This window comes from Paraburkholderia phenoliruptrix (genome assembly GCF_902859825.1).
Taxonomy (GTDB): domain Bacteria; phylum Pseudomonadota; class Gammaproteobacteria; order Burkholderiales; family Burkholderiaceae; genus Paraburkholderia; species Paraburkholderia phenoliruptrix.
This window is the reverse complement of the sequence record NZ_CADIKB010000012.1, coordinates 151012-174019: the sequence shown is the minus strand read 5'-3', so window position 1 is coordinate 174019 and position 23008 is coordinate 151012. Positions and strand designations below refer to the sequence as shown.

Annotated in this window: 20 protein-coding genes and 2 tRNA genes; 9 read left to right on the top strand and 13 right to left on the bottom strand. The window is 64.4% G+C overall.

What is annotated here, in order from left to right:
• Positions 1-301: 301 nt before the first annotated feature.
• The 9 genes from HV711_RS15290 to HV711_RS15250 form a co-directional block, all read right to left on the bottom strand.
• Complete coding sequence (locus HV711_RS15290) at positions 302-760, bottom strand: SixA phosphatase family protein (RefSeq protein WP_028363606.1); 459 nt, start codon at positions 758-760, stop codon at positions 302-304.
• Positions 761-1129: 369 nt separating this feature from the next.
• A tRNA-Pro gene (locus HV711_RS15285) sits at positions 1130-1206 on the bottom strand.
• Positions 1207-1279: 73 nt separating this feature from the next.
• Positions 1280-1438, bottom strand: coding sequence for a DUF3309 family protein (locus tag HV711_RS15280; protein ID WP_006051997.1), 159 nt, complete (start codon positions 1436-1438; stop codon positions 1280-1282).
• Positions 1439-1668: 230 nt separating this feature from the next.
• Positions 1669-1845 carry a hypothetical protein gene (locus tag HV711_RS15275; RefSeq protein ID WP_013589105.1) on the bottom strand — a complete coding sequence of 59 codons (177 nt, stop codon included), beginning with the start codon at positions 1843-1845 and terminating at the stop codon, positions 1669-1671.
• 284 nt (positions 1846-2129) lie between these two features.
• The gene (locus HV711_RS15270) at positions 2130-3506 is read right to left on the bottom strand and encodes an MATE family efflux transporter (protein WP_035476759.1); all 1377 of its coding nucleotides are present in this window, start codon (positions 3504-3506) and stop codon (positions 2130-2132) included.
• A complete protein-coding gene (locus HV711_RS15265) occupies positions 3503-3811 on the bottom strand; it encodes a DUF2288 domain-containing protein (RefSeq protein WP_013589102.1) in 309 nt (102 codons plus the stop codon). Before HV711_RS15265 ends, HV711_RS15270 begins: the two co-directional genes overlap by 4 nt.
• A 943-nt stretch (positions 3812-4754) precedes the next feature.
• A complete protein-coding gene (locus HV711_RS15260; RefSeq protein ID WP_013589101.1) occupies positions 4755-5081 on the bottom strand; it encodes a hypothetical protein in 327 nt (108 codons plus the stop codon).
• Positions 5082-5181: 100 nt separating this feature from the next.
• Positions 5182-5928: a peptidoglycan DD-metalloendopeptidase family protein gene (locus tag HV711_RS15255; protein ID WP_035476755.1), complete on the bottom strand. Its 747-nt coding sequence runs from the start codon at positions 5926-5928 to the stop codon at positions 5182-5184.
• A 153-nt stretch (positions 5929-6081) separates the two neighbouring features.
• Entirely contained in the window at positions 6082-6990 is a 909-nt protein-coding gene (locus HV711_RS15250; RefSeq protein WP_028363602.1) for an aldose epimerase family protein, read from the bottom strand.
• 214 nt (positions 6991-7204) lie between these two features.
• Here HV711_RS15250 and HV711_RS15245 point away from each other — a divergent pair, with 214 nt between their 5' ends.
• The 3 genes from HV711_RS15245 (at position 7205) to HV711_RS15235 (ending at position 8676) form a co-directional block, all read left to right on the top strand.
• Complete coding sequence (locus HV711_RS15245) at positions 7205-7366, top strand: hypothetical protein (RefSeq protein WP_175145127.1); 162 nt, start codon at positions 7205-7207, stop codon at positions 7364-7366.
• A gap of 324 nt (positions 7367-7690) precedes the next feature.
• Positions 7691-8521, top strand: a complete 831-nt coding sequence (locus HV711_RS15240) for an undecaprenyl-diphosphate phosphatase (protein ID WP_013589098.1) — start codon at positions 7691-7693, stop codon at positions 8519-8521.
• Positions 8522-8599: 78 nt separating this feature from the next.
• A tRNA-Arg gene (locus tag HV711_RS15235) sits at positions 8600-8676 on the top strand.
• 143 nt (positions 8677-8819) lie between these two features.
• Here the strand turns inward: HV711_RS15235 and HV711_RS15230 are convergent.
• Entirely contained in the window at positions 8820-10397 is a 1578-nt protein-coding gene (locus tag HV711_RS15230; protein ID WP_013589097.1) for an acid phosphatase, read from the bottom strand.
• Positions 10398-10607: 210 nt separating this feature from the next.
• Here HV711_RS15230 and HV711_RS15225 point away from each other — a divergent pair, with 210 nt between their 5' ends.
• Positions 10608-12041: a cytochrome-c peroxidase gene (locus HV711_RS15225; RefSeq protein ID WP_035476753.1), complete on the top strand. Its 1434-nt coding sequence runs from the start codon at positions 10608-10610 to the stop codon at positions 12039-12041.
• Positions 12042-12109: 68 nt separating this feature from the next.
• Here HV711_RS15225 and HV711_RS15220 read toward each other — a convergent pair whose 3' ends face one another.
• Positions 12110-12433, bottom strand: a complete 324-nt coding sequence (locus HV711_RS15220) for a hypothetical protein (protein WP_244142695.1) — start codon at positions 12431-12433, stop codon at positions 12110-12112.
• Between the two features lie 142 nt (positions 12434-12575).
• Between HV711_RS15220 and HV711_RS15215 the strand changes: the two genes are divergently transcribed.
• Together HV711_RS15215 and HV711_RS15210 are read left to right on the top strand one after the other, a co-directional pair.
• On the top strand, positions 12576-12965 hold the full coding sequence (locus HV711_RS15215) for an RT0821/Lpp0805 family surface protein (protein WP_035476751.1): 390 nt from the start codon (positions 12576-12578) through the stop codon (positions 12963-12965).
• Positions 12966-13074: 109 nt separating this feature from the next.
• Positions 13075-13536 carry an NUDIX hydrolase gene (locus HV711_RS15210; protein WP_013589093.1) on the top strand — a complete coding sequence of 154 codons (462 nt, stop codon included), beginning with the start codon at positions 13075-13077 and terminating at the stop codon, positions 13534-13536.
• Positions 13537-13662: 126 nt separating this feature from the next.
• Here HV711_RS15210 and HV711_RS15205 read toward each other — a convergent pair whose 3' ends face one another.
• Positions 13663-15372 (bottom strand): glutamine--tRNA ligase/YqeY domain fusion protein, encoded by a 1710-nt coding sequence (locus HV711_RS15205; RefSeq protein ID WP_013589092.1) that lies wholly within the window; start codon positions 15370-15372, stop codon positions 13663-13665.
• 437 nt (positions 15373-15809) lie between these two features.
• Between HV711_RS15205 and ggt the strand changes: the two genes are divergently transcribed.
• Both ggt and HV711_RS15195 read left to right on the top strand, forming a co-directional pair.
• Positions 15810-17573 (top strand): gamma-glutamyltransferase, encoded by a 1764-nt coding sequence (gene ggt, locus HV711_RS15200; protein ID WP_035476749.1) that lies wholly within the window; start codon positions 15810-15812, stop codon positions 17571-17573.
• Positions 17574-17703: 130 nt separating this feature from the next.
• Positions 17704-18264 (top strand): RBBP9/YdeN family alpha/beta hydrolase, encoded by a 561-nt coding sequence (locus HV711_RS15195; protein WP_035476747.1) that lies wholly within the window; start codon positions 17704-17706, stop codon positions 18262-18264.
• A gap of 258 nt (positions 18265-18522) precedes the next feature.
• Here the strand turns inward: HV711_RS15195 and HV711_RS15190 are convergent, their stop codons facing one another.
• Entirely contained in the window at positions 18523-19743 is a 1221-nt protein-coding gene (locus HV711_RS15190) for a CaiB/BaiF CoA transferase family protein (protein WP_028363594.1), read from the bottom strand.
• A 376-nt stretch (positions 19744-20119) separates the two neighbouring features.
• Here HV711_RS15190 and alaS point away from each other — a divergent pair, with 376 nt between their 5' ends.
• Positions 20120-22744: an alanine--tRNA ligase gene (alaS, locus tag HV711_RS15185; protein ID WP_035476746.1), complete on the top strand. Its 2625-nt coding sequence runs from the start codon at positions 20120-20122 to the stop codon at positions 22742-22744.
• Positions 22745-23008 lie beyond the last annotated feature (264 nt).

Genomic DNA, 23008 nt, shown 5'->3' with positions numbered 1-23008 from the left:
CGCCGCCCTGAAGCGTTCGCCCTCGAAATCCAACATTGACCATGATCGCAAGGTCGCATAATCTATGCCGCACCCGCCGTCCCAACCTTCAACTGTCTGTGGGACATTGCCTTACCCGATTATTAGACCGTTTGCGGAGCGGCTTACTGAACTGCTTCGTTAGCGGCCAGCCCACTGGCTTTTACGTCACGTGGCTCAGGAATTCTGCGAAGCCGCTCGCGCACGCGACGGCCTGTCATGTCATGCGGCAGGCCGACGGCAGGCCCTGACACAGGAGCACGCGCGCGACGTGTCTCGTCGGTCAGACGAGGTCCGGCGTCATCGCCGCAAGCAGCACCGCCTGATCGTCACCGTGACGCTCGCGGCTCTCGATCCACCAGAGGCCCGCTTTCTTGACCGGCCAGCTTGCGTCGCTGCCGGCGAGCAGCTTCGCCGCGACATGGCCGAGCGTCGGCTGATGACCGACGATCACCACCGTTTCGGCGATGCCTTTCGGCCAGCCGGCCGCACTGAGCACGTCAAGCGCGCTGGCATTCGGCGCGAGCTCGCGCACGACGCGGTAATGGTCGCTGAGCGTCTCGGCTGTCTGGATGGTGCGCACGGCGGGGCTCGCGAGGACCACGGCGTCGTCCGGCAGCCGCGTGCGCAGCCATTTCGCCACATTCTGCGCCTGCTTGCGGCCGCGTGTGGTGAGCGCGCGGGCGAGATCTGTGGCGGCATAGTCTTCGGCTTCGGCGTGACGCCAGAGAATCAGATTCATGCGGGCTCCTTGTGTCTGCGTGTACGAGTTGCAATGCGCTGCGCGGTGCTGCGATGGTGTCCACTGTGGCATGCGCGCGAAGCGCGCTGCAAGTCGGGTGAGTCGGCAGGCTGGTTGCCTGTTCGTCTCCTGTTTGCCGCTTGTTTCTCATGCTCTCAAGCATGCCATGCACGGATGCCGCGGATGCTTTAGCAGATCGCGGTCCCGGACGCGGGCAGCGCACTCAAATGTTCCGACATGCGAAGGTTCATCACCCCATCGGGTGCAAAGCACCAGCCCAGAAACGCAAAAACCCGCGAAGCCGAAGCCTGCGCGGGTTTTGTGATGCACTTGTTGCCTATGTATTTTGCTTCTGTATTGCTTGTTTCGTGGTCGGAGCGAAAGGATTCGAACCTTCGACCCTCTGATCCCAAATCAGATGCGCTACCAGGCTGCGCTACGCTCCGACGAATCCGAGATTCTAAGGGGCAACAGATGCCAGAGTCAATCGCGAATTGCGTCGGAGCGAGGCGCGCCGCGTCATATGCGTCCCAGAACCAGCAGCACGATAACGATGATCAGCACGACGCCGAGCACGCCGGTCGGGCGGTAGCCCCAACCGCTGCTATACGGCCAGGTCGGCAGCGCACCGATCAGCAGCAGGATAAGCACGATGAGCAGGATGGTTCCGATCGTCATTTGAGTTCTCCCTGTCCGGCCCCGACGGATAGTGGGCCGCATAGTTGATCCGACGCACGCTGTGTGCCACCGCAAGCGACGCACAACGCACGCGCTTCTTGCAGCGACCGGATCAGCAACGCGCGTGCCCGAGACCGGGCGCCCTCGTCAAGCCAGACAAAAGCGCGCGCACACGAGATCCCACCCGCGGGCGCGGGACGACCTGCAGACGAATCGCGCAACCGCGGGGTTCAATGCCGCCGGCGCATCCAGTGCGGCATGTGCATGTGCTGATGCGTCACCCAGTGATGCAGCATGCCTTCGCCGTGTTCGCGGCGATAAGTCCGCGATTCGAAAATGGACAGGGCGAGCAGCACCGCGAGACCTACTGCGAGTCCGACCAGACCTGCAATCGATTCAGCGTCCATGGCAGTCTCCTTTGACGTCCGGCTGTGACTTCATAGTAGGTCACGCATCGCGAAATGGCAGCGGCGGCTGCGCGCGCGGCGTCGTGGAATGCCCGTTGCGGGTAGACTTCCGCGCTCCCGTCTTAGGTTTCCTTTTCGTTAGAGAGATTTGCGTCCATGTTCCGCGTTTCGATGATTGCATTGCTGCTCGCCGCGAGTGTCGCCGGTTGTACGAATGGCCCGTCCGGGCGCCGCGCCGGGCCGCCGCAGGATCCCGCCGATTACCACGGCGTGCCGACGGACACTCACCCGCCCGCGATGGTGCCCGCGCCCGTCGCACGCTGAGCGCCGGGATCGGCCAGCGCGCGAACGAGCTGCGGCAGATGGCGCGCCAGCGTCACGCCGCGCGCGGCCATGAAGAGCAGCATGGCGGCCCACAGTCCGTGGTTGCCGTAGAGAGCGAGGAGCGGCCACGATGCGCCCACGAAGATCGCGAACGACACGATCATCGACGTCATCAGTTCGCGTGTGCGCGTCGCGCCGATGAACACACCGTCGAGTACATACCCCGCCACCGACACCATCGGCGACAGCGCCGCCCACGGCAGATAGCGTTCGGCGGCCACTCGCACGTTTGGCTGATCCGTCAGACGTTCGACGATCCACGCACCGGCGCCCGCGTAGACGAGCGCGAAGCCGACCGCGCCGAGCGCCGACCACCACGCCGTCGCCTTGACCGCCTGCACGAACGCATGCCGGTCGCGCGCGCCGATTGCCGCGCCGACCAGCGCCTCCGCGGCGTGCGCGAAGCCGTCGAGCCCATAAGCCATGAAGGTCTGAAAGTTGAGCAGCAGCGCATTCGCGGCGAGTGTGGCGTCGCCTTGCCGCGCGCCCAGGTGTGCGAACCAGCCGAACGAGAGCAGCAAACACAGCGTGCGCACGAAGATGTCGCGATTCAGGGCGACGAGCCGCTGCAGTGCTGCCGCATCGAAGAGTGCGGGGCGCGTCAGCGGTGGCAGTCCGCGCGGCCTCGCGCGCCACAGCAGCGCGGCTCCCAGTACGAAGCCGAGCGCGTCCGCCGTCGCGGTCGCCGCGCCGATTCCAGCGACGCCCCAATCGAAGCCATACACATACAGAAACACGGCGGCGATGTTCACGCCATTGATGAACACTTGCGACAGCAACGCGAGCCTCACGCGCTGCGTGCCCAACAGCCAGCCGAGCACCACATAGTTGCCGAGCGCGAGCGGCGCGGCCCAAATGCGCGCGTGGCAGTAGAGGCGGGCGTTGCGCTGCACCGCGTCGCTGCCGCCGAGCGCGCGCAACGCGTAGTCGCTCAGTGGCACGTGCAGCGCGAGCACCACGGCGCCGATTGCCGCCGCGAGCAACAGCGCCCGGACCACGTTATCGCGCAATCCGGCGTGGTCGCCCGCGCCGTGCGACTGCGCGACAAGCCCCGTCGTGCCCATGCGCAAAAAGCCGAAGCTCCAGAACACGAAGTTGAAAAAAAGGCCGCCGAGCGCCACGCCGCCCAGATACGACGCGCCGTTCAGATGGCCGGCGACGGCGGTATCGACGGCACCGAGAATCGGCTGAGTCAGGTTGGCAAGGACAATCGGAAACGCGAGTGCCAGCACGCGGCGGTGCCAGCTGACAGGCAGCGCGGGCGCCGCTTCGCTCAATGGCGCTCCTGCACGCACACCCACGGCGAGACGACCACCGCCCACAGGTCCGGGTCGCGCGCGGCGAAGTCGGCGGCGGTTTCCGCTTGCACGCGCTCGACCAGCCCGGCCGACAGCCATTGAGTGACCTGCGCGGTGTCGTCGTTGGCGATGGCTTCCGCCACGCTCACGAGATCGAGGTCGCTCGCGACGCGCAGCAGCATGCCGCGCGCAAAAAAGCGCTCCAGTTCCGGCCAGCCGATTTTGGCGGTTTCGGCGAGGAGCTTGGCGTACAGGGGAGTGTGGGTGGCGTCGTGGGAAGTCATCGTAAGCGGATTCTGGCGGGGTCGTTACTATAAACCATCGGCGATGGCAGCCTGCGTCCGATTCTGAACCTTCACGCTGCCCGGTTCAACGGCTCGGAATTGGCGATTGCACATCATGTAAAACGATTGCCGAAGAGCCGGCTATCACTTTCGGCTGGTTTGCGCCTGGCGAGGCGAATGAATAACATCAGATTATTGGCAAAGAGAGTGGATGATTTAAAACTCGATAATTCGTCGGCGGATTAGAGAACGGTAATTCGCAATTTGCGAATGTGCGGTTGCGACATTTTTGAAGAGAGTTTCGGTGAATGCGGCTATTTCATAGAAAAGGTGCGCTGGCGCACTAAGCCCTTCAACCCGCATTGAGCCGCCGAATTACGGCGACTGCACGTGCCGCGGGGCGGGGCCGGGTTTTCTTCAGCCTAATTGCCGCTCGGTGGCATCCGCCTTGCTACATGCGGGTTTCCAGCTGGTTAAGCCGCTTTAATCGCGCTGTTAATCAATCTGCAGTGACCGGAATGGCGGCCCGCCATTGCCGTTTATTTGAGCGATTTCCGGTTCACAGAGCGCGAAATCCGTGCGTCGCATCACATTGTTCAGGAAATTAATATATTGCGCTTGTAAAACCCCGTTGTTAAATTTGGTTCTGGCGCATGGTGAACCGGTCCTTTGCCGATATGCGCCGAACCCCCGTTAGCCCGGCTTCGCGCCGGGCTTTTTTTGTGCGGTTTTTACGGCAGTCATTGCGAGTACACAGGCGAGGCGGATCATGAAGCTTACATTTTCTTTCGCCGATTATGAACGGGGTCATCATTTTCGTGGCGCTGTGGCCCATGGGGTTCGCGGCGCTGCTCGCCTTCGCCGTGCGCATCGAACCGCGTTCCGGGCGCTGGCGGCGCGGCCGCCCGGAGTCGCCGCCATCCGGCGGCGCAGCCCACCCACGTCATTGCTTGCAGCGAACCACCATCGAGCGGTTTTTCACGTTCGCACCGAAAATACCGCCGACGGTACCACCGGAAGTGGCGCCGTTATCCACGTCCTTCGATACGACGTCGTAGCCATAGTTGCCGCACACCTCGCCCGCGCGTTTGTAGCATTCCGCCCAGCTCGTGCTTGCGTCGCTGCCGCTGCAGTTGATCGCGAAGCCCGTGTCGCCGCTCGGCAGGTAGGTCATGGTGGTGGTCGTCGAGCAGCCCGCGAGGCTGCCGAGTGTCAACAGGCCGACGCCGATCGCCGCGGCCGTTGCGACGGACGCCAATGCGCTCTTCATTGCAGAATTCCTTACAGATGACATGAAAGGCGTGGCGCGAGGCCACGTGTGCCGGATTGAGCGTTTATAGCACGCGGGGTTCCCCAGGCCGCCGACTCGCCTAACGCGGCGGCAAGGCGCGCGACGGGTCGATCGAGCGGCCCTGATAGCGCAACTCGAAGTGCAGCATGACGCGGTTGGTATCGGTATCGCCCATCTCGGCGATCTTCTGGCCTTGTGCGACGGTTTCGCCTTCCTTCACGAACAGCGCGCGGTTGTGCGCATACGCGGTCAGATACTCGGCGTTGTGCTTGAGAATCAGCAGGTTGCCGTAACCGCGCAGCCCATTGCCCGCGTACACCACCGTGCCCGCTGCCGCCGCCACCACCGGTGTGCCCGCGGGGGCGGCAATGTCGATGCCCTTGGAGTTCGCGCCGTCGAAGCCGCGAATCACGCTGCCGCTAGTCGGCCACACGAGGGAAATGGACGACGCGGGCGCGGACGGCGCATTGTCGGCGGCCGCAGAGCGCGAGGAAGCCGAACCCGCAGACGAACCCGCCGCTGAACCCGCCGAGGCAGTCGCGCTGCCGGTGCCGTTGGTGCGCACGGCGCCGCTCGTCGCGGCCGCGCCATTGGGCGGCTGGACGCGCAGTACCTGTCCAACCTCGATGCTGTCCGGGTTGGTCAGGTTGTTCCAGCGCGCGATGCTTTGCACCGATTGACGGTGACTGCGCGCGATCTTCGACAGCGTGTCGCCCCGTTCGACGCGATAGAACCCCGGCCCCACCGGCGCCGACCCGCACGCGGCGACGAGCGCCACCAACGACACGCAGGCGAGTCGTTTGATCATTCTTGTTGTTCCAGGCATTGGACCTCGCAAAGCGCTGCCGCGCGCCGATCCCGATCACGCGGCAGGTAGAGACAAAGCGTCCGATTCTAACGGTTTTGCGTTGCAGCATCGCGAAAACGGGCAAAGGCGCCATTTTGGGCGCACCGGCCCGCGCGCGGCGTCACTCGCCGTTCAGCCGCGTTTGCCCACATGAATGCGCAACGCGGCGGCTTCGGTTTGGCCCGGATCGAGCCAGCGCAGCCCCATCCCGTTATGAATCGCATCGGGCAAGCCGAGCCAGGGCTCGACGCAATAGAAGTCGGACTCCGGCGCTTCGGTCCACGTGGTCACGCAGTACCACGGCACGGAGTTCGGCCGCTGCAGGTCGATCGTGATGACGCGGTCAAGGCCCGGCGCGATCAGTTTAACCGGCCGATCCGGCACGCCGGTCAGGCAATGAAAGCGGTCGTGGATACGCGCTTCGTCGAGTGTATAGCGCGCTTCGCCCGGCTCGGCCGCGCTGATCGAACCGTCGGCCTGCTGGAAGCGCCGTTCGGTGGGTGGCAATTCGAGCGACGTCTGCGCGCGCTGCGTGTGCGGCAGCGTGAAGTAGAAGTGATGGCCGGCGTAGTAGGGCAACGGTGCGTCGCCGGTATTGGCGGTGGTCAGCGTGACGTCGAGTGTGTGCGCGTCGACGAGCGTATACGCCGCTTCAAAGCGAAAGCCGAACGGGTAGCCGGCGCGCGTCGCCTCACTGTCGGTCAGCACGAGGCGCAGGCCGGCGCCGTGCACGTCCGCGTGCGCGTCGAAGGGCAGGTCGCGCGCAAAGCCGTGCATGGGCAGTTCGCGCACCGTGCCTTGCGCGTCGCGCCAGTAACCGATCTTGCCGTCCACGCGATGGCGTCCGAGAAACGGAAACAGCAGCGGGTTGCCGCCGCGAATGCGCGCAGGCTGGCTCCAATCCGCGTGTTCCGGCCAATGAATCACTTCCTCGCCGTCGATGATCCACGAAAGCAGACGGCCGCCGGCTTGCGGCGCGAAGCGGAGCACGGAGGCGTCCTGGGCGATTTCGAGAATGTCCTGCTGCGGTGAAAGAGGCATGGTCGATGGCGTGATGAAAAAAGGTTGAGCCCGGGGCAGGCCCGGCTGACGGCGCTTCGGCGGCGGGAGAGGCGGGCCCCGGCAGCGGCGCTGCCTCCCTCTTTCAGACGATTTCCTGCCCGCCTCACCGGCAAGCCGGGCCGGCCGAGACGACGATTTTGCTCTGCTTTGCGCTACGGGGAAACCCTTCTCGGGAAATTGCGAGTGTCGCGACTTGGCCGTTCTTGCCGATAATCCGTCTCACTGCCCGGTGATATCTACCGCCGGGCGAGATCGCTCAGGAGGCGTCATGGATCTCGCAATGGCAATGGGTGTCGCGCTGTTCGGCATGTTCACCGCCAGCACCGTCTACTTCTTTTACAAGCTCGAGCGTTGATCCGCGCGGCTCGCCGCTGCGCCGCCCGACGCTCACGCGATGCATGGCTTGCAGTTCGTCAGCATGGTGGCCTCCCGAGCGCGCTGATCTCGCCTCTCGCCATTGGATGATTCAAGGGCTGCGACTGACGGGCGGCTCTTTCTGATGGGCGTTTCGCGTCAAGATCCTGTCGGATCGTGACGCAGCGCGTCAAAATTTCCCCTAATACGGCCCAAACGCTTGGCGCTGACCTGGCAGCCAGGCATAATCGGTGCGCCTTTTGACGCGCCGGAACTCGTTTGTGCGGCGCGCTGTCCCCGACATTTTCCTTACAAGGACTGCCGCGTGAACCTGTCGTTTCTGATTTTCCTGAGCGTGCTGCAAGGCGTGACCGAACTCTTCCCGGTGAGCAGTCTCGGCCATACGCTGCTGGTGCCCGCATTGTTCGGCATGCATATCGATAAACACGCGCCGCAGTTGCTGCCCTTTCTCGTCGCCTTGCACCTCGGCACCGCATTCGCGTTGCTGTGGTATTTCCGCGAGCGCTGGTGCGCGCTCGTGCGCGGCTTTTTCTCGTCGTTCGGCGGACGCCGCAATGACGACGCACACATGATGTGGGCGCTCATCATCGGCACGATTCCGGCCGGGCTCGTCGGGCTGCTGCTCGAAAAGCGGCTCGAACTGATTTTCCACGACCTGCGCATTGTCGCGATTGCGCTGATCGTCAACGGCGTGCTGTTGTGGCTCGGCGACCGCTTGCAACGCTCGCGCGCGCATCAGGCGCCGGAGAAGATGAATTTCCGCCAGGCGTTTTTTGTCGGCCTCGCGCAGATCGGCGCGCTGATTCCGGGCTTCTCGCGCAGCGGTCTTACGATGATCGCCGGCAATGCAGCAGGCCTCACCGCCGAAAAGGCCGCGGAGTTTTCGTTCCTGCTCGGTACGCCGATCATTTTCGCGGCCGGACTGCTCGAACTGCCGAAGCTCTTTCATGCACCGGGCCAGCTTGCCGACGCGCTGCTGGGCGGCGTGCTGACGGCCATCGCCGCATATCTCAGCGTGCGCTTCCTGATGCGCTATTTCGAGGGCCGCGGACGTCTCGCGTCGTTCGGCCTTTACTGCGTGATCGCGGGCATCGCGTTCCTCGGCTGGTTTGTGCTGCATCCGCAGCCGGTCTGATCATGTTGGGCGTGCCCGCCGCTTGCTGGCGTGCTGGCGGGTGCGGGGCGATCGGTTATAATCCGGGCCCAGCCTTGTGCGGCGGTAGCTCAATTGGATAGAGCACAGGTCTTCTAAACCTGAGGTTGTGAGTTCGATCCTCGCCCGCCGCGCCATTGTCTGCATGAAGAATCCCATCTACCGCAATTCGGTGATGGGATTTTTTTATGCCCAATAAAAATGGGCAGCCGAAGCTGCCCGTCGAAAGCCGCCCGCGCGGGCGGCTGTTGCTTACCGTTGTTGCCTGGCCATCACCCGTTCACTGCTTGATGTCGAGCGCCGCCGTCAGATCGCCCATCGGCTTGCCGCCGTTGGCGACGAGCGCCGCGTCGCGCGCCGCGATGCCCGGCAGCGTCGGCAGCGAGAAGCGGTGCGTGATGAAGCGCAGAATCGAGGTCGTGTCGTACTGCGTGTGATCGACAAAACCCTTCTTCGCGAACGGCGAGATGATGAGAGCCGGAATGCGCGTGCCCGGACCCCAGCGGTCGGCCTTCGGCGGCGCGACGTGGTCCCAGAAGCCGCCGTTTTCGTCGTAGGTGACGACCACCAGCATGTTGTTCCACTGCGGGCTCTTCTGCAGATGCGAAATGACATCGGCAATGTGCTGATCGCCCGACGCGACATCCGTATAACCCGGATGCTCGTTCAGGTTGCCCTGCGGCTTGTAGAACGTGACTTGCGGCAGCGTGCCGCTGTCGATCGCCTTGATGAACTCGGAACCGCCCAGGCCGCCGTCGAGCAGATGCTGCGTGCGGTTGGCGGTGCCCGGCGCGAGATCGGCGAAGTAGTTGAACGGCTGGTGATGCGGCTGGAAGTTCGGCGTGCTCAGATTCGCGCCGTAAATCACATTCGACGTACCGCTTTGTGCCGCCGACAACGCCGCGCCCCACGCGCCGCCATACCAGGCCCACGACACCTTCGCGTTGTTCAGCAGATCGCCGATATGCTGCTGCGTCTGCGCGGGCAACGTCGTGGCCGCGCCCGGATCGGCGAGATTCGCGTCGCCGCCCGAAGCCGGCTTGTTGCCGCTCGGCTGATACGGCGGCTGCATCGTGTTGACCGCAAAGAAGTCAGGCGTGAGATTGCCGGACAGCACGAACTTGGGCGGACCGTTCAGCGCCGAAGCCGGCGAGTTCGACGCGAGCTTGAGCGTGACGCCGTCGCTTTGCACGGCCGAAATGGAGCCGGCCGCCGGGCTCTTGTCCGCATTCGGATAGACAGGCGTGCACGCGCACACGAGCCACTGGTGATTCAGGAACGAGCCGCCGAATGCGCCCATGAAGAAGTTGTCGGCGAGCGTGTATTGCTGCGCGATCTTCCACAGCGGCAGCTTGTCGGCATTGAGCGTGTAATGGCCCATGACGAGGCCGCCCGAATCCGCCCACGCGGCGAACTTGTCGTTCTTGCCGCCGTCGATCTGCATCTGGTTTTCATAGAAGCGGTGATACAGATCGCGCGTCGTCGCGGTGATCGGCGTGTTGAACCCGTTGGGGTCGTCGATCGCGAACGGGCTGTTGGGCAGATTGGCCGTCATCGCCTGCGTGACGACTGGCGTCACGCCGGTTTGCGTGAGGCCGTTCCAGACCTGCGGCAGCGTCGCGAGCGTCGAGCCGTCGCGGTCCAGCTGCTTCGCGGATGCCGCCGTGACGTTCTGCAAACCGTTCGCGCCCGGGAAGTTGCCGTACAGGTTGTCGAAGCTGCGGTTTTCCGCGTAGATCACCACCACGGTCTTGATCGACGTGATGTCGGGTTGCGTGACCTCGTTGCCGCCGCATGCATACAGGCTCAGCGCTGCGGCGATCGCCAGCGGCGTCGCGCAGATCAGTTTCTTGTTCATGTTGGGAGTTCTCTCTCTCGTTGGGGACGGGCCGCGTGCAGGGCATCGCTCGTTGACCGCGTGCGAAAGTGTGGCGACGCAATTTGACAGAACGATGTATTCATTACGGATCGCTTTGGGTCGGCGATTTCCGTCGGCTGGATGTCATGTCGACGACATACTGATGAAATACGCTCGCGAGCTTCGATATCGCACATTCACCACATTCCTATGCGACTCGGTCTGACGGGGATCCGAAAAACAGCAGGGCGTGCGCAAGCGGGGGCCGCGCAAGGCGGGCGCGCCGAACCGGCGTCCGCCGGATTTGCGTTCGGGTTTTTGTGCCGCTTCGGCTTGGCGGCGGTGGCGGCGAGCGCCGGGCTCGCCGGTTGCGATTCGGGCGCACCGGCTGTTGCCGCGGACGTGGGCGCGAGCGCCCAGCACGCGCCGGCGAATCCGCTTGTGGTGGCGAGTGCCGCGCAGGCGCTGAAAGTGGCCGCTCGCGAAGCGGCGCCGGACGGCGGTCAAACGCGCGCGCAAGTCTACGAATCGGTGCGCAAGATGACCGCGCTCGGCAAGCAATTGTTCTTCGACCCGTCGCTGTCCGGTTCGGGCAAACTCGCGTGCGCGTCGTGCCACAGCCCGGACCACGGGTTTGCGCCGGCCAACGCGTTGTCGGTGCAACTGGGCGGCAACGACATGCATCGCACGGGCATGCGCGCCGCGCCGACGCTCAAGTATCTGCAAGCGGTGCCGGCGTTCGCCGAGCACTATCACGAGTCCGACGACGAAGGCGACGAGAGCGTCGACGCGGGCCCCACCGGCGGGCTCACATGGGACGGCCGCGTGGATCGTGGCGGCGACCAGGCGCGCATTCCGCTGCTGTCGTCGTTCGAGATGGGCAGTTCGCCCGCGAAGGTGACGGCGGCAATCAAGGCGGCGCCCTATGCCGCCGATTTTCGCGCGGCATTTGGCGAACATATTCTGGATAGCGACGACGCGACCTTCAAGGCGGTCCTGCAGGCGCTCGAAACCTTCGAGCAGACGCCGGGACTGTTCTACCCGTACAGCAGCAAATACGACGCCTATCTGGCGGGCAAGGCGCAGCTCAGCCGGGCCGAGCTGCACGGTCTGCAACTTTTCAACGACGAAAAGAAGGGCAATTGCGCGAGCTGCCACATCAGCCAGCGCAGCCGGGACGGCGCGCCGCCGCAGTTCAGCGACTTCGGCCTGATCGCGATCGGCGTGCCGCGCAACCGCGCGCTCGCCGTGAATCGCGATCCCCGTTTCTACGACTTGGGCGCGTGCGGTCCGGAGCGCACCGATCTCAAGGGACGCGCGGAGTTCTGCGGCATCTTCCGCACGCCGACGCTGCGCAACGTCGCGTTGAAAAAGAGCTTCTTTCATAACGGCATCTATCACTCGCTCGAAGAGGTGCTGCACTTCTATGCCGAGCGCGACACGAATCCCGGGAAGTTCTATCCGGTCGTGAAGGGCAAGGTGCAGAAGTTCGACGATTTGCCGAAGCGCTATTGGGCGAATCTGAACACCGAGCCGCCGTTCGACCGCAAGCCCGGCGACCAGCCCGCGCTCGACGAGGCCGAGATCAAAGACATGGTGGCGTTTCTGAACACGCTCACCGACGGCTACAAGGCTGGGCACTGAGTGAGGGCGCAGCGTCGCACTGAACGGGCGACTGCGCGGCGGCATCGACACAGCCGCGGCGATCGGGCTCACGCTCGCGGGGCCGCGAGCATGCAATAACAGGCCGACAGCAGCAGCACAAAGGAGACGAGCAGGCACGCCACGCCGACGCGCGTCACGACGTTCGGCCAGCGTGGGCGCCGAAATCCGTCGATGCGAACGATTGGGAGCGCGAGACCGGGGTCACGTCGAATCGCCACGGGCACCAGCGCGACGCACAGCAGCGCAAGTGCGACGGCGAAGATTTCCAGCGCAACGGACAATTCCATCATGAGGCGTTTGAAGTCATTCAGCGCGAGCGCGCAATACGGCCAATCATAGGAAGACGCCCCGGGCGGGGATATGGGAGTCATCCTAAAAATTCTCAGACGCTGTGGGGCAGGTCCACGCGCGCGCCCGGCTGTCGCAAAGGGGCGTGCTATGCTTTTGGGGTCCAGATCGCGAGCCGCAATTAGCGCGCGTGATCGCCCGAAACGTTTCAGAGGAGAACTCTTCATGTCGATGCGACACCGTGCCTTCCGTCAAGTCACCGCCGCGGCGCTTCTGCTTGGCGCGGCCATTTGCGCGCAAGCGGCGAACCTCGGCTTTCTCAGCGACACGCCGATCAGCTATATGAAGCAGCGCGACGTCGACTCGATCAAGCAGGCTGTCTTTACCGCGCTCGATGAAAAGCAGGATGGGGAAAGCACCAACTGGGTCAACGAAGGCACCCGCAACAGTGTGAAGATCGACGCCGCCATCACCGTCGCGAGCACGTCGAAGGACGGCGAGCGCACCTGCCGCGACGTGGGCGTCGTGCTGAATGCGAAAGGGCAGTCCATGACGCTGCGTCCGCAGTTCTGCAAAGAGGGCGACGGCAAATGGCAATTGCAGAAAAAGCGTTGAGCATGCGCGCAGTCGCGAACACGCGCGTGGGCGGTCGCGGGGCGCCTCTGCGAGCCGCGCGCCGGATCCGGCCGATGTGGTCGTCGTGGTTGTTGCGGCCGGTGCGGTGATGAGCCCACGGGTCGTCTCGTGCGGTATCGTGCTGCTCGATCCCGAAGGACGCGTGCTGCTCGCGCACGCGACCGACACGTCGCACTGGGATATTCCGAAAGGCCACGGCGAAGAAGGCGAGGCGCCGGCGGTCACCGCTTTGCGCGAGATGGTCGAGGAGACCGGAATCGCGCTCGCGCCCGAGCGTCTAAAAGACCTGGGGCTGTTTGTTTATCGGCGCGACAAGGATCTGCACCTGTTCGCGGCGCGCGCCACCGCCGATGAGCTCGACCTGGGTTCATGCACGTGCACGTCGCTGTTTCCGCGCCGCTCGGACGGCACGCTGATCCCCGAGATGGACGCGTATCGCTGGACTGCGCCCGATGAGGTGGAAAAGTACGCGAGCCGCAGCCTCGCGCGGCTCTTTCAGACAACGCTTTCGCTCACCGAGCTGCATCGGTCGCTGCATTCGTCTCTGTAGCGACGCTCACGACCCGCCCGAACGGCGAAGCCAGCCCGCGCAAAGAAAAAGGCGTGCATCCGATAAACGCGATGCACGCCCTCTTCGGTCATCCCGCGCGCGAATGCGCGCTGAGTCCTTAGCCGTTCAAGCTGGCTTGCCCCAACTGTCGCGCAAGCTGACGATCCGGTTGAACACAGGCTTGCCCGGCTTCGAGTCGACGCGGTCCGCGACAAAGTAGCCGTGCCGTTCGAACTGATAGCGCTGCTCGGGCAACGCGCCGTGCGCGCCCGGCTCCAGGTAGGCGTTGACCACGCGCTTCGAGTCCGGGTTCAGCGCTTCCAGGAAGTCGCGCCCGCCCGCGTCCGGTTGCGGTTCCTTGAACAGGCGGTCGTAGATGCGCACTTCGGCCGGGCACGCGGCTGCCGCGCTGACCCAGTGGATGTTGCCCTTGACCTTGTAGTTGTTCGCGCCTTCCGTGCCCGACTTGCTGTCCGGGAAGTAGTTGCAATGCACCGCGACGATGTTGCCGTTCTCGTCCTTCTCCGCACCCGTGCACTCGATCACATAGCCGTACCGCAAGCGCACCTTGTTGCCCGGGAAGAGACGGAAATAGCCTTTCGGCGGGGTTTCAGTAAAGTCGTCGCGTTCGATCCACAGCTCGCGCGAAATCGGAAACTCGCGCACACCCTGTTCCGGATGGTGCGGATGCACCGGCGCGCTGCACGGCTCGGTGAGGCCTTCGGGGAAGTTGTCGATGACGAGCTTGAGCGGGTCCAGCACGGCCGCAATGCGCGGCGCCTTTTCGTCGAGATCGTCGCGCAGCGCGCCTTCGAACACGCTCATGTCGATCCACGAATCGACCTTGGTCACGCCGATGCGCTCGCAGAACAGCTGGATCGACTCGGGCGTGAAGCCGCGCCGACGCACGCCGACGATGGTCGGCATGCGCGGGTCGTCCCAACCGTCCACGTGGCCTTCGGTCACGAGTTGCAGCAGCTTGCGCTTGCTGGTGATCGCGTAGGTCAGATTCAGGCGCGAGAATTCGATTTGCTGCGGCAGCGGGCGCGTGAAAATGCCGGCTTCGGCGAGCTCGTTCAGAATCCAGTCGTACAACGGACGGTGGTCTTCGAACTCGAGCGTGCACAGCGAATGCGTGATGTTTTCCAGCGCGTCCGAAATGCAGTGCGTGTAGTCGTACATCGGATACACGCACCATGTGTCGCCGGTACGGTAGTGATGGGCGAAGCGAATGCGGTAGAGCACCGGATCGCGCATATTGAAGTTGGGCGACGACATGTCGATCTTCGCGCGCAGCACGTGCTCGCCTTCCTTGAACTCGCCGGCCTTCATGCGGCGGAACAGGTCGAGGTTTTCCTGCACCGAACGTTCGCGGAAAGGCGAGGGCGTGCCGACTTCGGTCGCGGAACCGCGGTTCGCGCGCATTTCTTCCGCCGACTGGCTGTCCACATACGCCTTGCCGCGCTCGATCAGCAGCTCGGCGAATTCGTACAGCTTGTCGTAGTAGTCGCTCGCGTAATAGAGGTGCTCCTTGCCGTCTTTCTGCCATTCGAAGCCGAGCCAGCGCACGGCGTCGATAATCGAGTCGACGTATTCGACGCTTTCCTTTTCCGGATTGGTGTCGTCAAAACGCAGGTGGCACACGCCCCCGTAGCTGCGCGCCACGCCGAAGTTCAGGCAGATGCTCTTGGCGTGACCGATGTGCAGATAGCCATTCGGCTCGGGCGGAAAGCGCGTTTCGACGCGTTGGCCCCACTTGCCGGAGCGGTTATCGTCGTCGATGATGTTGCGGATGAAATTGGATGCCGCTGGCGCGTCGTTGCGTTCGGTATTCATGCGAGGTGGTGAAAGTCTGTCGGGGGCGCGCAGTGCGCCCACTTATCCGGTAATTCTACCTGACGAGGCTCGATGCGACAGACGAGTGCGGCGTGCAACCGACGCTCGCGCGGCTCGGGTGGGGGTTTTGAGGCCGATGTGGACGCGCTGCGGCCACGCGGCGGCGCGCGAACGGGTGCTGTAACAGGAGGTAAATCGGTTTGTTCCGGCGCGGCCAGGCGACTTAGGATGCGTGCGGCGTGCGGCGTGCGGCGTGCGGCGGGTGTGGTTGCTGCGTTTTTCGCGCCCGTTCTCGCGGGCGGCCCGTGGAGCTTGCCCGCCCTCGACGACGCCTCTGTGAGCCGTCGCATTCGCGCGGACGCTAATATGGCGCCTCAGTTTGCCTTCGGTTTGCCCTCGCTTTACCGCCAGTCTCCCTCAGTGCCGGAGTTTTTCGGATGTCAATGCCGACGCACGACGCGCCTCGCGCGCCCGATGTCTTCACTTCTTTCGCCCGACGCCTCGCGCTCGCCGCGCTGTGCGCGACCTTTACCGTCGGTGTGCTCGCGCCTGCTCCGGCGCTTGCGAAGACCGCGCCGCCCAAGGCCGTATTCGCTGCATCCGCGGTCGCGACGCCGGACCGCTACAGCGCCGACGCCGCCCAGCAGATCTTCGCTGCCGGCGGCAACGCGGTCGATGCGGCCGTGGCCATCGCCTTCACGCTCGCCGTGACCCGTCCCGATGCAGGCAATCTGGGCGGCGGCGGATTCATGACCCTCTTCGTCGACGGCAAACCGTATTTCCTCGACTATCGCGAGCGCGCGCCGCAACAGGCGACCCGCGACATGTATCTCGACGACAAGGGCAACGTGGTGCCGGGCATGAGCGCAGTCGGCCATCGCGCGGTGGCCGTGCCGGGGACCGTCGACGGCATGTGGCAGGCGCAGCAGCGTTTCGGCAAGCTGAAGTGGAAACAGGTGCTTGCGCCCGCGATCCGTTATGCCACGGAGGGCTTTCAGGTCGACCCGTGGCTACAGCAGCGGCGCGACGCCACGGCGAAGACGTTTGCCGGCAAGACCAATTTCGATGCATATTTCGCGAGCCTCAAGGCGGGGGCCATGTACCGCCAGCCCGAGCTCGCGCAAACGCTCGCGCGTATTGCGAGCGACGGCGGCCGTGAGTTCTACGAGGGGCGCACCGCGGATCTGATCGCACAGCAGATGTACGGCCATGGTCTCGTGACGAAGGCCGATCTGCTGCAGTACAAGGCCATCTGGCGCCAGCCGTTGTCGGCGAACTGGAACGGCTACCAGGTGCTGAGCGCGCCGCCGCCCGGTTCGAGCGGCGTGGGATTGATACAGATGCTGAAAATGAAGGCCGATCTGAAGCAGGCTTTCGATGGGCTCGAGCTGAATTCGGCGCCGTACATTCATCTCGTCGCGCAAATCGAAGACCGCGTGTTCGCTGACCGCCAGCAGTACCTGGGCGACCCGGACTCGTCTACATTGCCTGTCGACAAGCTGCTCGACGACGCCTACCTCGCACAACGCGCCGACGAAGTCAAAGCCGACGAAGTGCCGGGCGCGGCGCCGGTCAAGCCGGGCTTGGGCGAGGCGGCGCCGGAAAAGGCACAGACCACGCACTTCTCGGTGGTGGACAAATGGGGCAACGCGGTGTCGAACACCATGACGCTCGACGGCGAATTCGGCTCGGGCGTCGTGGTCGACGGCGCGGGCTTTCTGCTCAACGACGCGATGGACGACTTCGTCACGAAGCCCGCCGCCGTGAGCGCGCCGGGCGGGAGCGGTGCGAGCGGTACCGATCTCAACAGCGTGTTGCCGGGCCGCCGTCCGCTTTCGTCGATGACACCGACCATCGTCCTGAAGGACAACAAAGTGTCGCTCGTGATCGGCACGCCGGGCGGCTCGCGCATTCTGAGCTCGATCTTCCAGGTCATGACCGACCTTTACGACTTCAACATGACGCCCGCCGACGCGCTCGCGGCGATGCGCTTTCACCATCAGTTGCTGCCGCAAAAGACGATCTACTTCGAGCCGTATCGTCCGATTGGCGGCGAACTCGCCGCGCAGTTGCAAGCGATGGGCTACGCGCTGGAAGGGCAGTCGTTCAACGGCGACGTGCAGATGATCCGCATCGACGGCACCACGCCCGAGCCGGCTTCCGATCCGCGCGGCATCGGCGTGTCCCGCGTGATACCTTGATCACGCTCGCAATGGCAGCCGCTCACGACGGCGGTCGCCGCCCTGGCGGTCCGGGCGGTCTCGCCGTCTGTTTCCGCGCAATTGAACTGTTCGCAATGGCAACGCCAAAAACAACACTACGGGGAACATCATGAACGCACGAAAACCACACGTATTGGTGCTGCCGGGTTACCAGAACTCGGGCGCCGGCCATTGGCAGACTCGTTGGGAGGCGCTCGACCGGTCATTCACCCGCGTGCAGATGCCCGACTGGGATCATCCCGTGCGCGACGCGTGGTGCCGCGCGCTCGACACCGCGGTGGCCGCCGCCGACGCGCCGGTGCTCTTGGCGGCCCACAGCCTGGGCTGCCTGACGACCGCCTTCTGGGCCGCACAGTACGCGAGCGCCGCACAATTTGCCAAGGTCGCTGGCGCGCTGCTCGTGGCCGTGCCCGACCCGGCGGGGCCGCATTTTCCGCAGGATGCGAGTGGCTTCGCGCCGTTGCCGCTCGCGCGCTTGCCGTTTGCGAGCATCGTCGTTTCCAGCGCCGACGATCCCTACGGCGGCGTGCCGTTCTCTCAATCGTGCGCACACGCATGGGGCAGCCGCTGGCTCGACGTGGGCGCGCGCGGACACATCAATGCGGACAGCGGACTCGGCGACTGGGACGAGGCGCGCAGATGGCTCGCCTCTCTCGGCAACCCGGTCTGAAAAGGCCGCGACGGAGCGCGAGGCGGGTGGTCGGGTAGTCGCGTAGTCGGGGAGTCAGGCCGGCCAGCGGCGGGCGCACGCCAGCGAAGTGTTATTGCGTCATGGGCCCGCGAGTTGCGGTGGGCCGCCGTGCGCCGCGAGAGCCGAGAGAGCCGAGAGAGCCGAGAGAGCCGAGAGAGCCGAGAGAGCCGAAGAGCCGAAGAGCCACCTGCTTCCCTCTGACCCGCGGCTCGCCGCCACGCCGACGCCCGTGCAGCCTCAAATCACCGCCTGCGCGCGCAACGCCGCGATCCGTTCGTCGTCGTAACCGAGCATCTCGCGCAGCACGCTTTCCGTGTGTTCACCGAGCGTTGGCGGATGCGTCAGCGCCTGCGGCGGCGTGCCCGTCATATTGATCGGGTTGCGCACCAGCTTGACCGTGCCGCCGGACGGGTGCGGCAGGTCCACCTGCATGCCGCGCGCCACCACCTGCTCGTTTTCGAACACTTCCGCGAGATCGTTGATCGGCCCGCACGGGACACCCGCGGCTTCGAGCGCTGCGATCCATTGCTGCTTGCCCTGCAGGCGGACCATCTCCGCGAGTATCGGCACAAGCACGTCACGGTGACGCACACGTGCCGGATTCGTCGCGAAACGCGCGTCGTCGGCGAGTTCCGGGCGTTGGCCGACCTCGACGAACTTGCGAAACTGCCCGTCGTTGCCGACCGCGACGATGATCCAGCCGTCGCTCGTCTGGAACGTCTGGTACGGCACGATGTTCGGATGCGCATTGCCCCAGCGCACCGGCGGCTGACCGCTTGCGAGGTAATTCGAATTCATGTTGGCGAGCATCGCGACCTGCACGTCGAGCAGCGCCATGTCGATATATTGACCCTCGCCCGTACGGTCGCGGTGCGTGAGCGCGGTGAGCACCGCAATGGTCGAATACATGCCGGTCATCAGGTCCGCAATTGCCACGCCGGCCTTTTGCGGACCGCCGCCCGGCTGGCCGTCGCGCTCGCCGGTAATGCTCATGAAGCCGCCCATGCCCTGCACGATGAAGTCGTAGCCCGCGCGCTGCGCATACGGTCCGGTCTGCCCGAAGCCCGTCACCGAACAGTAGATCAGATCGGGTTTCACCTCTTTCAGCGACGCGTAGTCGAGTCCGTACTTCTTCAACTGACCGACCTTGTAGTTCTCCAGCACCACGTCGCTTTGCGCGGCCAGTTCACGGATGATCCGCTGCCCTTCGGGCGAGGCGATGTCCACGGTCACCGAGCGCTTGTTGCGGTTCGCCGCGAGGTAGTAGGCCGCCTCGCGCGTGTCCGCGCCTTCCGGCGTCCTGAGGTACGGAGGGCCCCAGTGGCGCGTGTCGTCGCCCACCTGCGGGCGTTCTATCTTGATGACGTCCGCACCGAAATCGGCAAGCGTCTGCGCGCACCAGGGGCCGGCGAGCACGCGCGTGAGGTCCAGCACGCGGATATGACTAAGAGCGCCCATGTCTGCAAGTGTCTCCCATGTAAGCGTTCGGCGCGCGAGGCGCCGCGGATGTGGGCCATCTTAAGCGATTCGCGCGGGCCGGCGCAGTCGGCCGAACGTCATAGGACGATTCACACGCGACTCTCGCGGCGGTGTGCCAGAAGCGCCACCGTATGCACGACCGCCGGATCGGCTCACCACACCGGCGACGGCGGGTATCTTCAATCAGCCCGGCAAACTGCCCGGCCCGACCTGGCCGAATGGCCAGCAAGCCCGCGGCGCTGCCGCGCAAGGGCGCCGATCCCGTATAATCAGACGTTTAAGAAACAAACAGTTGGCGCATCTCACGATGCCGCCGGTAAAAGTCAGGAATAGTCAGGACCGTCCCCCGCACGCCATGAAAGCCGCCGAAATCCGCGAGAAATTCCTCAAGTTCTTCGAATCGAAGGGCCATACGATCGTTCGCTCGTCGAGCCTTGTGCCCGGCAACGACCCGACACTGCTCTTCACCAATTCGGGAATGGTGCAGTTCAAAGATGTGTTCCTCGGCGCAGAATCGCGTCCGTATTCGCGCGCCACGACTGCGCAGCGCAGCGTGCGCGCAGGCGGCAAGCACAACGACCTGGAAAACGTCGGCTACACCGCGCGTCATCACACGTTCTTCGAAATGCTGGGCAATTTCTCGTTCGGCGACTACTTCAAGCGTGACGCCATCCACTATGCGTGGGAATTGCTGACAGGCGTCTACCAGTTGCCGAAAGAAAAGCTGTGGGTGACCGTCTATCAGGAAGACGACGAAGCGCACGACATCTGGGCAAAGGAAGTCGGCGTGCCGGTGGAGCGCATCATCCGTATCGGCGACAACAAAGGCGCGCGCTACGCGTCGGACAATTTCTGGCAAATGGCCGACACCGGCCCGTGCGGACCGTGCTCGGAAATCTTCTACGACCATGGCCCGGAAGTGTGGGGCGGCCCGCCGGGATCGCCCGAGGAAGACGGCGACCGCTACATCGAGATCTGGAATCTCGTGTTCATGCAGTTCAATCGCGACGCGCAAGGCAACATGACGCCGCTGCCCAAGCAGTGCGTCGACACCGGCATGGGTCTCGAGCGTATTGCAGCCGTGCTGCAGCACGTGCACAGCAACTACGAGATCGATCTGTTCCAGGCGCTCATCAAGGCTGCGGCGCGCGAAACGGGTGTGAGCGACCTCACGAACAATTCGCTGAAGGTGATTGCCGACCACATTCGCGCGTGCTCGTTCCTGATCGTCGACGGCGTGATTCCCGGTAATGAGGGCCGCGGCTATGTGCTGCGCCGTATCGTGCGTCGCGCTATCCGCCATGGCTATAAGCTGGGCAAGAAGGGCTCGTTCTTCCATCGCATGGTGGCCGACCTCGTCGAGCAGATGGGGAGCGCCTATCCGGAACTGAAAGACGCGCAGCAGCGCGTGACCGACGTGCTGCGTCAGGAAGAAGAGCGCTTCTTCGAGACCATCGAACACGGCATGTCGATTCTCGAAAACGCGCTGGCCGAGCTGGAAAAGAAGGGGCGCAAGACGCTCGACGGCGAACTCGCATTCAAGCTGCACGACACCTACGGTTTCCCGCTCGACCTGACGGCGGACGTGTGCCGCGAGCGCGAAGTGACGGTCGACGAATCCGCGTTCGACGAAGCTATGGCGCGTCAGCGCGAGCAGGCCCGCGCGGCCGGCAAGTTCAAGATGGCGCAAGGCCTCGAGTACTCGGGCGCCAAGACCACGTTCCACGGCTACGAGGAAATCGTCTTCGACGACGCGAAGGTCGTCGCACTGTATGTGGACGGCGCGTCGGTGCAGGAAGTCGCGCAGGGTCAGCAGGCTGTGGTGGTGCTCGACCACACGCCGTTCTACGCCGAGTCGGGCGGCCAAGTCGGCGACCAGGGCCTGCTCGCCAACGCGAGCGTGCGCTTTGCGGTGGCCGACACGCTGAAGGTTCAGGCCGACGTGGTGGGTCATCACGGCACGCTGGAGCAGGGCATCCTGAAAGTGGGCGACGTGGTGAAGGCTGAAATCGACGCGGTGCGCCGCGCGCGCACGGCTCGCAACCACTCGGCCACGCACCTGATGCACAAGGCGCTGCGCGAAGTGCTCGGTTCGCACGTGCAGCAAAAGGGCTCGCTCGTCGATCCGGACAAGACGCGGTTCGACTTCGCACATAACGCGCCCATGACGGACGAACAGATTCGCCGCGTCGAGGAAATCGTCAACGCCGAAGTGCTGGCCAATGCGCCGGGCATCGTGCGCGTCATGCCGTTCGACGAAGCGGTGAAGGGCGGCGCGATGGCGCTGTTCGGCGAAAAGTACGGCGACGAAGTCCGCGTGCTCGACCTGGGCTTTTCGCGCGAGTTGTGCGGCGGCACGCACGTGCATCGCACCGGCGATATCGGCCTTTTCAAGATTGTGATGGAAGGCGGCGTGGCGGCCGGTATTCGTCGCGTGGAGGCCATCACCGGCGATAACGCGGTGCGCTTCGTGCAGGACCTCGATGCGCGCATCAACGCCGCCGCGTCGGTGCTGAAGGCGCAGCCGTCCGAGCTCACGCAACGCATCACCCAGGTCCAGGACCAGGTGAAGCAGCTGGAAAAAGAATTGAGCGCGCTCAAGTCGAAAATGGCGTCGAGCCAGGGCGACGAACTGGCCGGCCAGGCGATCGAAGTCGCCGGCGTGCAGGTTCTCGCCGCCACGCTCGAAGGCGCCGACGTCAAGACGCTGCGCGAAACGGTCGACAAGCTCAAGGACAAGCTGAAGAGCGCGGCGATCGTGCTCGCTTCCGTCGAAGGCGGCAAGGTCAGCCTGATTGCCGGCGTGACGGCGGACGCGAGCAAGAAGGTCAAGGCCGGCGAGCTCGTCAACTTCGTGGCGCAGCAGGTAGGCGGCAAGGGCGGCGGCCGGCCGGACATGGCTCAAGCCGGTGGCACGGAGCCGGCGAATCTGCCGGCAGCGCTTGCCGGCGTGAAGGGCTGGGTCGAAGCGCAGCTTTGAATCCCAGCTTTGAATCGCTGCCAGGCCGGGGCTTGGGCGCCAGCCGACAATGGCCTGTTGGCTGGAATATGAAACAGGCCTGAGCTTGAAGCAACATCCACAGGGTCTCGCGGCGCGCCAACTTGCCGGCGCATTACGTGACTCTGTGTTTTTTCCGCCGTGATTCCACCGTGACTCCGCTGGGCGCCTGATCGTAAAAGCGTCACGCGCCCGTCTGATGCCGGCGCGTCATGCCGAGCCCCCGACATCCCGCGGCATGTGAGC